The sequence below is a fragment of the Cellulomonas sp. ES6 genome (assembly GCF_030053835.1).
GTDB lineage: Bacteria > Actinomycetota > Actinomycetes > Actinomycetales > Cellulomonadaceae > Cellulomonas.
On record NZ_CP125655.1, the window covers coordinates 1,163,700 to 1,175,805 of the forward strand.

Consider the following 12,106-nt stretch of genomic DNA (forward strand, 5'->3'; position numbering starts at 1 on the left):
GCGAGCGCTCCGACGTCGGGCGGGGCCGCGGCGAACGGACCCATCGCGCGCGGGTCCGCGGCGAGCACGTCCCCGGTCGGTCGCGATCACGGCTGACCTGCGCGGCTGACCTGCGCGGCTGTGACACCCGGGGGAACCACCCGCTCCCGGGGTCAGGAACCGCCCCCGGCAGCCGATGACACCATCATGACCGGGCGACCTGGCAGGTGGGCGCCCCCGCGGGTCGCAGTCGTCGGCGGGGCGATGGATGCTGGTGCACGCCCTGCTGCCGGACGGCGCCCCGCGCGACGCGCTGTTCGTGGCGATCGGCGCCGCCTGCGTGGTGGTGCTCGCGCGCGCGGCCTCGCGCATGCCCCCCGGCCGGCGCCGCGCCTGGCGCCTGCTGGCGGCCGGCCTCGCGGCCTGGGTGCTCGGGGACCTGGTGTGGACCGTGCTGGACCGGGTCCTGGGCGTGTCCCCGTTCCCGTCCGTCGCGGACGTCGCGTACGTCGCCTCGTACCCGCTGCTCGCCGCCGGCATGGTCCGCGCGTTCCCCGCCCCGCCCGGCCGGCGGCCCGTCTGGGTGCTCGACGCGCTGCTGGTCACCGGCGGCCCGGTGCTGCTGCTGTGGCTCGCGGTGCTCGGGCCCGCGGTGACGGAGTTCAGCACGGCGCCCGCGGCGACGCTCGTGGGCGCGCTCTACCCGCTGGGCGACGCCCTGCTGCTGGTGGTCCTGGCGCGCACCGCCACGGCGTCCGGCCGGCGCACCGCCGCCCACGTGCACGCGACCTGGGCGGTGCTGCTGATCCTGGTGGCGGACGTCCTGTTCCAGCTCAGTCCCGCCGTGCCGTCCCTCGACCGGTACCTGCACCCGCTGGACACCCTGTGGCTCGGCGGGTACGTGCTGATGGCCGCGGCCGGCCGTCACCCGTCGGCGGCCTCCGAGGCGCCCGCGCGGCCGTCCGCCGACCTGACCGTCGGGCAGATCGCGCTGGTCGCCGCGTCGTGCGCCGTCATCCCGGGCACGCTCCTGGTCGGCGCCCTGACCGGCGCTCCGCTGCGCATCGTCGAGGCCTGCACCGTGGGCATCGTGATGATGACCGCCCTGCTGCTGCGGTTCGGCGGCCTGGTGCGCACGCTGAGCCGGCAGAACGCGCACCTCGCGCACCTCACGGTCACCGACCCCCTGACCGGGCTGGCGAACACCGCGGGCCTCGCCGCGCACGTCGAGAGGCCCGCGGCGGAGGCGCCGCCCGGCACCGTCCCCGTCCTGCTGCTCGTCTCGCTCGACGGCTACCGGGACGTCGTCGAGACGCTCGGCTACGGCGTCGCCGACGACCTGCTGGTGGCGGTCGCGCACCTCCTGGACGACCTCGCGCCCGCGACGTCCCGCGTCGCCCGGCTCGGACGCGACGTGTACGCGGTGACGCTGGACGTCACGACGCCCGCGGAGGGCTGCGGCGCGGCCCGCGACCTGCAGGCGCGCCTGGCCGCGCCGGTGCGGGCGCGCGGGATGGACCTGCCGACCCGCGCGCTCATCGGCGTCGCGCTGGCACCCGGCCGGCCCGCGTCGCTGCCCGCTCTCATCGCCGACGCGGACGCGGCGCTGACGGAGGCGCGCCGCCGCCCCGACCGGGTGGCGTGCGCGCACTGCGACGGCGGCGGGGAGGCCGGGGCCACCACGCTGCCGGAGGCGGACCTGCTCCGCGGGCTGGCGGCGGCCGTCGGGCGTGGCGAGCTCGTCGTGCACTTCCAGCCCGTCGTGACGGTGCGGGGCGCCCTCGTCACGGGGGCCGAGGCGCTCGTCCGGTGGCAGCACCCGCAGCACGGCCTGCTCGGCCCGGCCGCGTTCATCCCCGCGGCGGAACGCACCGGCCTCGTGCGACCGGTGACCCTGCACGTGCTCGACGTCGCGCTCGCCCGCTGCGCCGAGTGGCGGGTCCACCAGGCGGACTTCGTCGTGGGGGTCAACGTGTCCGCCCAGGACCTGGAGGACCCGCGGCTGGTCGACGACGTGCGCGCCGCGCTCGACCGCCACGGGCTCCCGCCGCAGGCCCTGACCCTCGAGGTCACGGAGACGATGGCGATGCGGGACGGACCGGGGGCGGAGCGCACGCTGCGGGCGCTCGCCGACCTGGGCATCCGGCTCGCCGTCGACGACTACGGCGTCGGCTACGGGTCGCTCGACTACCTGCGGCGGCTGCCGTTCTCCACGCTGAAGATCGACCGGGCCTTCGTCGCCCCCGCCGCCGCCGACGCGGTGTGCGCCGCGATCCTGCGCTCGACCGTCGACCTGGGGCACGCGCTGGGCATGCGCGTCGTCGCCGAGGGGGTCGAGGACCCCGCCACGGCGACGCTGCTCGGGGAGCTCGGGTGCGACCGCGCCCAGGGGTGGGCGTTCGGGCGCCCCGAGCCGGCGGAGGTGTTCGCGGCGCGGCTCGTCCCGCCGTCGGCCCGGGCGGCGACGGCGGCGCCGCAGGCCACGGAGGGCCCGGGCAGGGCCGAGGCGCCGGAGCCCGTCGCCGCGCCCTGAGCACCCGGGGCACCCCCAGCCCCCGGAGCCCCCGGAACGCCGAGCACCCGGAGCTCGCTGAGCACCCCCGGCCCCCGGAGCCCCCGGAGCCCCCGGCGGACGCCGCGACCTCGCGCGGGGCTCCGCCCCGGCCGCGCCGGACCGCTCACTCGTGCGCGCGCAGCTCCAGGCTGATCTGGTCGGCGTCGAGCACCGTGAGCGCCTCGGTCAGCGCCCCGGACGAGGCCGTGCCGAGGTCCCGCACGCGGAGCAGGGCCGCGCGCTGGGCGTCGAGCGTCGCCAGCCGCAGCTCGCGCACCTGGGCCGCGACGGACGCGCGGTCGGTGTCGGCGTCGACCTCGACGTCCACCTCCTCCGCCTGCCGCTCGGCCACCCGCCGGGCCAGCTCGAGCACCGCCGGCGCGTACGGCGTCCCGTCCGGGCGCCGCAGGTCCGGGTCGCCCAGCAGCTCGGCGGCCGCCCGTGACATCTCGACCACCAGCCGGTCGAGGTCCGCCCGGTCGTCGGTGCCGTCGCGCGACAGCCCGAGCCGCCGCACCACCCACGCGAGGGTGCCGCCCTGGACCAGCAGGGTGCCCGCGGCGACCGTGAACGCCACGAGGATCAGCAGCGCCCGGTGCGGCGTCTCGCGCGGCAGCGACTGGGCGGCGGCCAGCGTGACCACGCCGCGCATCCCCGCCCACACCAGGACGACGCCCTCACGGGCACCGAGCGGCTCGGCCTGCAGGTAGTCGATGTCGGCGATCCGCCGCGTGATGCGGGCGCGCACGCGGCTCGTGCGCGTCTCGGGGGTCTCGTCAGCCCGGGCGCGCGGCTTGCGCGTCCAGCGCCGGCGGCCGAGTGCCCGGCGCAGGTCCTCCCGGGCGGGCGCCGAGGGCGCCGAGGGCGCCGGCGGCACCGTGGGAGCCTCCGACGGTGCCGCGGCGGCCGTCCCGTCCGGCGCCCCGGCCCCCGGCGGGCTTGCCGCGGCGGCCTCCGAGACCCCGGCGCCGCGCTCCGCGAGCGGGTCGGACCCGGCGCGCCACGTCGTCCCGGACGGGCCCTGCCGCCAGACCTGCGCGCGCTCCTCCGGCGTCATCCTGCTGAACGCGTCGACCCGGTCGTTGGCCGCGGTGAGGAGCCCGCGCACCCCCGCCCCCCGGCGCGCCCGGCGGGACAGGGTGCGCACCAGGAACGTGACGTAGCCGGTGCGCACCACCAGCACCACCACGGCCGCGAGCGCCGCCAGCCCGAGCGCCAGCCAGAGGCTGCCGTGCTCCCCGCGGACCTCCTCGACCAGGCCGTACACCTCGAGCCCCATCACCAGGAACACCGCGCCCTCGAGCAGCAGCTCCAGCGTGCGCCAGTTGGCCGCCTCGGCGATGCGGTCCTGCGGGCGCAGCCGCACGCTGCCCGACCCGGCGACGAGGCCCGCGGCGACCGTCGACACGAGGCCCGACGCCCCGAGCCTCTCGGCCGGGAGGTAGGCGATGAACGGGACGAGGAACGAGATGGCCGTGGTCAGGTGCGGGTCGGACACGCGGGTGCGGAGCCAGAGGCTCGCCTTGCCGACGGACGCGCCGACCACCACGGCGACGGCCACCGCGAACACGAAGTCCCCGACCACGCCCCACAGGGTCACGGAGGCGGCCGTGGCGGCGACGGCCGAGCGCAGCAGCACCAGCGCGGAGGCGTCGTTCAGCAGGCTCTCGCCCTCCAGCACCGTGACGACGCGGGGGCTGACGCCGGAGCGGCGCACGATCGAGGTCGCGACGGCGTCCGTGGGGCTGAGCACGGCCCCCAGGGCGATGCCGGTGGCGAGCGTGACGTCGGGGATCAGCCAGGAGAACACCAGGCCGAGCACCACGGAGGTCACCACCACCAGCGCGACCGAGAGCCCGCTGATCGCGGTCAGGTCGCGCCGGAAGTCCATGGTCGGCATCGAGACCGACGTCGCGTACAGCAGCGGCGGCAGCACGCCGCCGAGGATCCACTCCGGTTCGATCTCCACGGCGGGCACGGCCGGCACGAGGCTGATCGCGACGCCGAGCAGCACGAGCAGCAGCGGTGCGGCGACGCCCACCTTCGGCGCGAGGGCCGTGACCCCGATGACGGCGACCGCGACGATCAGCGCGACGAGCAGCAGGTCCATCAGGCGACCCCGGCGCGACGGAGGGGTCCCGCGGGGCGTGCGGGGCGCGAGGACGGCTCGGACGGCACCGCGGGGGCCGGGGCTGCTGGCGTCATGGCGCCCAGTGTGACCCGCCGGGCCGGGTGCCGTCTCGTGCGCGTCCAGGTCACGGCTGTGCAAAAATGAGAACGGGTATCATTTGTGTTAGCGTCGCGCCATGATCCGAACCACCCGTCCCCGTCCGCGCGTCCTCGGCGCCCTCGGCCTCGGGGTGTCCGCCGCCCTGCTCGCGGCCTGCAGCACCGGTGCCGGCGACACCGCCGCACCCGCGCCCGACCCGACCTCGTCCGCACCCTCCGCCACCGAGGTCGCGACCGCGAAGCCGCGCCTCGTCCTGACCTACGACGGCGGCGTCCAGGTGCTCGACGCCGACAGCCTCGAGGTCGTGGCCGACCTGCCGCTCGAGGGCTTCACCCGCGTCAACGGCGCGGGCGACAACCGCCACGTGCTCGTGACGACCACCGGGGGCTTCCAGGTCCTGGACGCCGGCACCTGGTCCGAGCCCCACGGGGACCACGCCCACGCGTACACGAGCGACCCGGTGCTCACCGACGTGCGCTGGGCCGCCGAGAAGCCCGGCCACGTCGTGCCGCACGAGGGCCGCACGGCGCTGTTCGACGACGGGACGGGCGCGATCACGGTGCTCGACTCCGACCAGGTCGCCGACCCCGACGCCCCGGCGCGGGAGCTGACCACGCCCAGCGCCCACCACGGCGTCGCGGTGGAGCTCTCCGACGGCACGCTCGTCGTGTCGGAGGGGACCGAGGAGGCCCGCACCGGCATCCGCGTGCTCGACGCCCACGGCGAGGAGGTGGCCGCCACGCAGGAGTGCCCCGGTGTGCACGGGGAGGCCGTCGCCGCCGACGAGGCCGTGGTGATCGGCTGCGAGGACGGCGCCGTGGTGTACGCCGGCGGCACGATCACGAAGGTCGCCGCGCCCGACGCCTACGGCCGCATCGGCAACCAGGCCGGGACCGAGGAGTCGCCGGTCGTGCTGGGCGACTACAAGTCCGACCGAGACGCGGAGCTCGAGCGCCCCACCCGCGTCTCGCTGATCGACACCCGTGACGGCAGCCTCCGCCTGGTCGACCTGCCCTCGTCCTACACGTTCCGGTCGCTCGCCCGCGGCGAGGACGGCGAGGCCCTCGTGCTCGGCACCGACGGCTCGCTCCACGTCATCGACCCCGTGTCCGGCACCCTGGTCCGCTCCATCCCGGTGGTCGACGCCTGGGAGGAGCCGGACGAGTGGCAGTCCCCCCGGCCCGCGCTGACCGTCCTCGACGGGTCGGTCTACGTCACCGACCCCGCCACGCGCAGCGTGCACGCGGTCGACGTGGTGTCCGGCGAGGTGTGGCTGTCGACCACGCTCGACGTCGAGCCCAACGAGATCACCGGCGTCTCCGGCGCCGTGCCGCACGCCCACGGCGACGACCACGCGGACGAGCACGACCACAACGACGAGCACGACCACGACCACGACCACGAGGACGAGAACGCCGGCTGACGCGACCGCGCACCGGCCCGCCACCACACCCGGCCGCGCGCCGGAGCGAGGCCCGGAGCGACGCACGCTCCGGCCCGCTCCGCGCGCGGCCGTCCGCGTCCCCGCACCTCGCACCCCCGCACCCCTGCACCCGGGAGGACCCCGTGCCCCGACCCCACCAGCAGACCCACCTCGACCCGCACGCCGGCCCGCACGCCGCCGCGACGCCCGAGCGCACCGCGGCGTGCGGCCCACCGGCGCGCACGGCACGCCCCGCACGCACCGGGGCAACCGTCGCCGCCGCTCTCGCGCTGGCGGCGTGCGCACCCGCGGGCGACGACGACCGCGTCGACGTCGTCGCGGCGTTCTACCCGCTGCAGTTCGTGGCGGAGCGCGTCGGGGGCGAGCACGTGGCCGTCGGCTCGCTCACGCCGCCCGGGGGCGAGCCGCACGACCTGGAGCTCTCGCCCAGCGCCGTCTCGCGGCTGGGCGACGCGGATCTCGTCGTCTACCTGTCGGGCTTCCAGGCGGCGACCGACGAGGCGGTCGCCGCGAGCAGCCCGGCGCACGTGGTCGACACGGCGCGCGCGGCCGCGCTCGAGCCCGCACCGGACGGGACGCGGGCCGGGTCGGGCTCCGGGGCGCCCGACCCGCACTTCTGGCTCGACCCGGCGCGGCTGGCGCAGGTCGGGCACCAGGTGGCGGACGCGCTCGCGGAGGTGGCCCCGGCGCACGCGGCGGACTTCGCGGCGGGCGCCGCGGACCTCGAGGCGGACCTCGACGCCCTGGACTCCGACCTGGCCGGGGGCCTCGCGTCCTGCCGGGGGGCGACGCTCGTGGCCTCGCACGAGGCGTTCGGCTACCTGGCGCAGCGGTACGGGCTGCACCAGGTCGGGCTGTCCGGCGTGGACCCCGAGGTGGAGCCCTCCCCCGCCCGGCTGCGCGACGTCGCCGCGGTCGTCCGGGACGAGGGCGTGCGGACGCTGTACTTCGAGGTGCTCGTGAGCCCGAAGGTCACGCAGACCCTCGCGGACGAGCTCGGCGTCGCGACGGCCGTCCTCGACCCGCTGGAGGGCATGGCCGAGGACGACGACCGCGACTACCTGGACGTCATGCGGGACAACCTGGACGCGCTGGCCACCGGCCTGACCTGCGGCGGCTGACGGTCCGCCTCAGTGCGACCGGAGCGCGTCGACGAGCTCGGACTTCCTCATCGAGGAGCGTCCGTCGATGCCGATCTCGGCAGCCCGCTTGCGGAGGTCCGCGACCGTCCAGTCCTCGTAGGAGCCGGACTCGCCGCCCTTGCGGCCGACCGACGACCGTCCGCGCGCGGCGGCCGCGTTGGCGATCCGCGCGGCCTTCTCCTTGCTGTTGCCCTCGTCCCGGAGCTCCTCGTACAGCTCCTTGTCCTTGACACCCGGACCGGGGTCACGACGCGGCATGGCGGCCTCCTGGCTGTCGGCGGTGCTGACCCCTCCGACACTGCCCCAGCCCGTGCCCGCCCGCATCCGCACGGCGGGCACGGGCGGCGACCGGACCGCGATCAGGCGGCGCGGTCCCCGAGCCACGGCGCGAGCACGTCCTCGCGCCCGAGCCACGCGTGCAGGCCCCGGGCGTGCTCCCGGGCGGACACCAGGACGTCCTCGAACGCGGCGAGCAGGTCGCCGCGCACGTCGTCCACGCCCGTGAAGACCAGCCGGGTCGATGGCGTGCCGCGACCCCAGGTGCCGATCTCGCCGATGCTGAGCTGTCTGCCCGCGCCGTCCCAGCCGCACACGGAGTCGGGCCGGGTGGGCACCCAGAAGTGCCCCCGGCTGCGGTGCCTCCCGCCCCCGAGCCGGGAGACCTCGGCCACGAGACGGTCGGGGTGCAGCGGACGGTCGGCGCGCAGGTCGAGCGTCCACACCCCGTGGGCGGTCGGAGCCCCGGCCACCGGCGCCGCCGCCCGCGGGTCCAGTCGCCGCTCCGCCGCCGCCGCGTCGTGGCGCCCGGACAGCAGCACGTCCGCGTCGACGCCCCACACGCCGTCGACCCGCAGGCCGTCCGCGGCCCGGACGTGGTCGAGCAGGTCGGAGGCGACGGGGTGCTCGGCGGCGTCGCCGCTGACCAGCAGGACGTCGGCGTGCGCCACCTGGGCCGCGAGCGCCTCGCCGACGCCGCGCTCGTCGTCCTCGGTCAGCGCGATCCCGCGCTCGGCGAGCAGGTCGTCGCCGAGCAGGTCGTGCTCGAGGGTCGCCAGGTCGAGCGCCGCGACCACCCGGGCGAGCCGCAGCCCGCGGAGCCGGCCGCCCTCGCGCGCCGCGGCCCCGAGAGCCCGGGTGACGGGCAGGGACTCGGCGGAGACGGGCAGGGCGAGCAGCACGGCGTCCCAGCGGCCGTCGCGGGCGAGACGCTCGAGGGTCGGCACCGCGTCCTCCCGCACCGAGCAGCTCAGGCACGCGTGCGCGAGCGGGACGAGGACGTCCTCGAGCACGCCGCCCGCGTCCGCCACGACGCGCCGGATGCCGCCGCCGTCGGGCCCGTCGACGATGTCGTGCCGCAGCACGACGGTGCGGGGGCGGTCGGTCACCACGCCGAACGCGACGGCGTCGCGCAGCAGGGGGTCGACGGTGGCCAGGACGGTGAGGGTCGTCGGCGTCATGGGGCCAGCCTAGCGCTTGTCGCAAACGATTCTCATTAGTATGCTGAGCCCATGTCCGCTCACTGCCAGGTCCTCGGGACGACCCCGGGGTTCGGCCACTCGATCTCCCACTCCCACCGGCGCACCAAACGGCGGTTCGACCCGAACATCCAGCGCAAGCGCTACTGGGTGCCCTCGCTCGGGCGGCACGTGACGCTGACCGTCTCGGCCCGGGGCATCAAGACGGTCGACAAGCTCGGCATCGAGGTCGTGGTGGCCCGGATCCTGGCCCGCGGGGAGAGGCTCTGATGGCCCGCGCCGCCGACGTCCGCCCGATCGTCACGCTGCGCTCCACCGCCGGGACGGGCTCCACCTACGTCACCCGCAAGAACCGCCGCAACGACCCCGACCGGATCGTGCTGAAGAAGTACGACCCGGTCGTCCGCCGCCACGTCGACTTCAAGGAGGAGCGCTGATGGCCAAGACGAGCAAGATCGCCAGGAACGAGCAGCGCAAGGCCGTCGTCGCCCGCTACGCCGAGCGGCGCCGCGAGCTCAAGGCCGCGTCCGTGAACCCGCACCTGCCCGAGGCCGAGCGCGTCGCGGCGCGCGCCGCCCTGCAGGCCCTGCCCCGCGACGCCAGCCCCACCCGCGTGCGCAACCGCGACGCCGCCGACGGCCGCCCCCGGGGCTACGTCGGGAAGTTCGGGCTCTCCCGCGTCCGGATGCGGCAGATGGCCCACCGCGGCGAGCTGCCCGGCGTCACGAAGTCCAGCTGGTGAGGAGGACGACATGAAGCAGGGCATCCACCCCGACTACCACCCGGTGGTGTTCCGGGACGTCAGCGCGGGCTTCGCGTTCCTGACCCGGTCCACGCTGACCTCGGACCGGACCGTCGAGTGGGAGGACGGGAACACCTACCCCGTCGTCGACGTCGACGTGTCCTCCGCGAGCCACCCGTTCTACACCGGCAGGTCCCGCGTCCTGGACACCGCCGGCCGCGTCGAGAAGTTCCGCCGGCGCTACGGCATCACCGCGCCCACCACCCCCGAGGAGACCCGATGAAGGTCCGCGCCTCCCTGGCGTCCCTGAAGAAGAAGGACGGCTCGATCGTGGTCCGCCGCCACGGGAAGACCTTCGTCATCAACAAGAAGAACCCCCGCTGGAAGGCCAGGCAGGGCTGATGGCCGTCCCCAAGCGCAGGCTCTCCCGGAGCAGCACCCGCTCCCGCCGCTCCCGGTGGAAGGCGACCCCCGTGCCGCTCGCGACGGCACGCACCCCGGACGGGCGGACCGTCGAGGTCCCCCGCCGGCTGGTCCGCGCCGTGGAGCGCGGCCTGGTGGACCCGGCCTGACGGGACCCGCCCGTCCGGGCCGGCGGTCCGCCGTCCGGACCCGCGCGCCGTGCCCCGCGCTACCGTGCGGGGCATGGCGCGCGACGACGTCCCGGCCGAGCTGCTCGACCTCGACACCCCGCAGGGGACGGCACGCGCGCACCTGCACCTCCCGCCCGGAGCCGCCCCCGCGCCCGGCGCGCTCGTGCTCGGGCACGGCGCCGGGGGTGGCGTCGGCGCCCCCGACCTGCTCGCGGTCACCGCGCTGGCGACCGGCCTCGGCCTGGCGGTCGCGCTGGTCGAGCAGCCCTACCGCGTCGCCGGCAAGCGCGTCGGCCCGCGCCCGGCCGCGCTGGACGAGGCCTGGTCCGCGGCCGTCGCGGGGGTGCGCGACCGGCTGCCCGGCGTGCCGCTGGTGACCGGGGGCCGGTCCGCCGGCGCGCGCACCGCGTGCCGCACCGCCCCCGCCACCGGCGCCGCCGGCGTGCTTTGCCTGGCGTTCCCGACACAGCCGCCGGGCCGCCCGGACCTGCCGAGCCGCCTCCCCGAGCTCGAGACCCCGCAGGTCCCCGTCCTCGTGGTGCAGGGCGCGACCGACCCGTACGGCGTCCCGCCGGAGGCGCCCGGCCGCCGGGTGGTCGTGGTGCGCGGCGACCACGGCCTCAAGGCGGACCTGCCCGCCGTCACCGCCGCGGTGCGCGACTGGCTGCCGTCGGTGCTCCCGGTGCCGCCCGCCGGCTGACCTCAGCCGTCCAGGAACGTCCGGACGGCCTCGACCACCAGCGCGTGGTCGTCGGCCTGCGGCAGGCCCGACACGGTCACCGCGCCCACCACCCCGACGCCCTCGACGTGCACCGGGAACGCCCCGCCGTGCGCCGCGTACTCCTGCAGCGGGAGGTCGTGCGCCGCGGCGAACGTCGTGCCCTTCGCCCGCGCCCGCAGGCCCTGCAGGTACGACGAGGTGCCGAACCGCTCGACGACCCGCACCTTGCGCTCGACCCAGGTGTCGTTGTCCGCCACGGTGCCCGGCCGCGCGGCGTGGAAGAGCTGCTGGGTGCCCCGGCGGACGTCCACCGTCACCGGCAGGTCCCGCTCGGTCGCCAGGCGGACCAGCAGGCAGCCGAGCTCCCACGCGTCGTCGTTCGTGAAGGTGGCGAACCGGAGCTCGCGCTCCTGCCGCTCGACCTCGGCGATCACGGCCCGCACGTCGCTGTCGTCGCTCATGCCCGCGATCCTGCCACCCGCCCGGGGGGGGGCGGGGCGGGTGGCAGGACGCGCGCCGCGGTCCGGGAAGGTCGCGGTCAGCGGCGGCGCACGGCCCGCACCACCGTGTCCCGGATGGTGATCTCCCGGCCGTCGGGGTCCACGACCTGCCGCGGGCGCGCCTCCGCCACCGGCACGTCCCAGGCGCCCGGCGCCAGCGCCGCCACCACGTCCTCGGGCTCGAAGAAGAGCTCGGGCACGTCGGGCCGGCCGATCGTCGTGGCCAGGTCGCTCGCGTGGTGGGCCACCACGAGCAGCGTCCCGCCGGGAGCGGTCGCCCGGGCCATCGTCCCGAACGCCGCGGCCCGCACGTCGGGCGGCAGGTGCAGGAAGTGCGTCGTGACGAGGTCGAAGGCGCCCTCCCCCGCGTCCCACCCGGCGATGTCGACGCGCTCGGTGCGCACCCGCTCCGCCACGTCCGGCCCGGCCGCCTCGGCCGCGGCCCGCACCCGGTCCAGCGCCGTCTGCGCGAGGTCCACCGCGGTCACCCGCCAGCCGCGGGACGCCAGCCACAGGGCGTCCCCGCCCTCGCCGCACGCGACGTCCAGGGCGCGGCCCGGCGGCAGCGCCCCCGCCTCCGCCACGAGGGAGGGGTTCGGTCGCCCGCTCCACACCTGCGGCGCCGACCGGTACCGCTCCTCCCAGAACTCCCGGTCGTGGCGGACCTCTCCCGGGTCGCCGCCGTGCCCGTGCCCGTGGTCGTGGTCGCTCATGCCGTCCTCCTGC

The 12,106-nt window shown here is 77.0% G+C and carries 15 protein-coding genes; 10 read left to right on the forward strand and 5 right to left on the reverse strand.

What is annotated here, in order from left to right; genetic code table 11:
- Positions 1-247: 247 nt before the first annotated feature.
- Positions 248-2,512 carry a putative bifunctional diguanylate cyclase/phosphodiesterase gene (locus P9841_RS05480; protein ID WP_283321047.1) on the forward strand — a complete coding sequence of 755 codons (2,265 nt, stop codon included), beginning with the start codon at positions 248-250 and terminating at the stop codon, positions 2,510-2,512.
- Between the two features lie 145 nt (positions 2,513-2,657).
- Here the strand turns inward: P9841_RS05480 and P9841_RS05485 are convergent, their stop codons facing one another.
- Positions 2,658-4,643 (reverse strand): cation:proton antiporter domain-containing protein, encoded by a 1,986-nt coding sequence (locus tag P9841_RS05485; protein WP_283321048.1) that lies wholly within the window; start codon positions 4,641-4,643, stop codon positions 2,658-2,660.
- A gap of 196 nt (positions 4,644-4,839) precedes the next feature.
- Between P9841_RS05485 and aztD the strand changes: the two genes are divergently transcribed.
- Positions 4,840-6,186, forward strand: a complete 1,347-nt coding sequence (aztD, locus tag P9841_RS05490) for a zinc metallochaperone AztD (RefSeq protein ID WP_283321049.1) — start codon at positions 4,840-4,842, stop codon at positions 6,184-6,186.
- 143 nt (positions 6,187-6,329) lie between these two features.
- A complete protein-coding gene (locus P9841_RS05495; RefSeq protein ID WP_283321050.1) occupies positions 6,330-7,328 on the forward strand; it encodes a metal ABC transporter substrate-binding protein in 999 nt (332 codons plus the stop codon).
- Between the two features lie 9 nt (positions 7,329-7,337).
- Here P9841_RS05495 and P9841_RS05500 read toward each other — a convergent pair whose 3' ends face one another.
- Together P9841_RS05500 and P9841_RS05505 are read right to left on the reverse strand one after the other, a co-directional pair.
- A complete protein-coding gene (locus P9841_RS05500; protein WP_283321051.1) occupies positions 7,338-7,607 on the reverse strand; it encodes a DUF7218 family protein in 270 nt (89 codons plus the stop codon).
- 101 nt (positions 7,608-7,708) lie between these two features.
- Positions 7,709-8,806: a CobW family GTP-binding protein gene (locus tag P9841_RS05505; protein ID WP_283321052.1), complete on the reverse strand. Its 1,098-nt coding sequence runs from the start codon at positions 8,804-8,806 to the stop codon at positions 7,709-7,711.
- A 51-nt stretch (positions 8,807-8,857) separates the two neighbouring features.
- On the opposite strand from P9841_RS05505, the gene rpmB reads away from it, so the two are divergent.
- The 7 genes from rpmB to P9841_RS05540 all read left to right on the forward strand — a co-directional run bounded on the left by rpmB (position 8,858) and on the right by P9841_RS05540 (position 10,859).
- Complete coding sequence (rpmB, locus tag P9841_RS05510; RefSeq protein WP_283321053.1) at positions 8,858-9,094, forward strand: 50S ribosomal protein L28; 237 nt, start codon at positions 8,858-8,860, stop codon at positions 9,092-9,094.
- A complete protein-coding gene (rpmG, locus tag P9841_RS05515) occupies positions 9,094-9,261 on the forward strand; it encodes a 50S ribosomal protein L33 (protein WP_283321054.1) in 168 nt (55 codons plus the stop codon). Before rpmB ends, rpmG begins: the two co-directional genes overlap by 1 nt.
- Entirely contained in the window at positions 9,261-9,566 is a 306-nt protein-coding gene (gene rpsN, locus P9841_RS05520; RefSeq protein ID WP_283321055.1) for a 30S ribosomal protein S14, read from the forward strand. The genes rpmG and rpsN overlap by 1 nt, the downstream gene beginning before the upstream one ends.
- Positions 9,567-9,576: 10 nt before the next feature.
- Positions 9,577-9,849, forward strand: a complete 273-nt coding sequence (locus P9841_RS05525) for a type B 50S ribosomal protein L31 (protein ID WP_283321056.1) — start codon at positions 9,577-9,579, stop codon at positions 9,847-9,849.
- Positions 9,846-9,968 carry a type B 50S ribosomal protein L36 gene (gene ykgO, locus P9841_RS05530; protein ID WP_283321057.1) on the forward strand — a complete coding sequence of 41 codons (123 nt, stop codon included), beginning with the start codon at positions 9,846-9,848 and terminating at the stop codon, positions 9,966-9,968. Before P9841_RS05525 ends, ykgO begins: the two co-directional genes overlap by 4 nt.
- Complete coding sequence (gene rpmF, locus P9841_RS05535; RefSeq protein ID WP_283321058.1) at positions 9,968-10,138, forward strand: 50S ribosomal protein L32; 171 nt, start codon at positions 9,968-9,970, stop codon at positions 10,136-10,138. The genes ykgO and rpmF overlap by 1 nt, the downstream gene beginning before the upstream one ends.
- 73 nt (positions 10,139-10,211) lie before the next feature.
- Positions 10,212-10,859 (forward strand): alpha/beta hydrolase family protein, encoded by a 648-nt coding sequence (locus P9841_RS05540; protein ID WP_283321059.1) that lies wholly within the window; start codon positions 10,212-10,214, stop codon positions 10,857-10,859.
- 2 nt (positions 10,860-10,861) lie between these two features.
- On the opposite strand, the gene P9841_RS05545 is transcribed toward P9841_RS05540, so the two are convergent.
- Positions 10,862-11,341 carry a heme-degrading domain-containing protein gene (locus P9841_RS05545; RefSeq protein ID WP_283321060.1) on the reverse strand — a complete coding sequence of 160 codons (480 nt, stop codon included), beginning with the start codon at positions 11,339-11,341 and terminating at the stop codon, positions 10,862-10,864.
- A gap of 77 nt (positions 11,342-11,418) precedes the next feature.
- Positions 11,419-12,093 (reverse strand): SAM-dependent methyltransferase, encoded by a 675-nt coding sequence (locus tag P9841_RS05550; protein WP_283321061.1) that lies wholly within the window; start codon positions 12,091-12,093, stop codon positions 11,419-11,421.
- Positions 12,094-12,106: the final 13 nt, after the last annotated feature.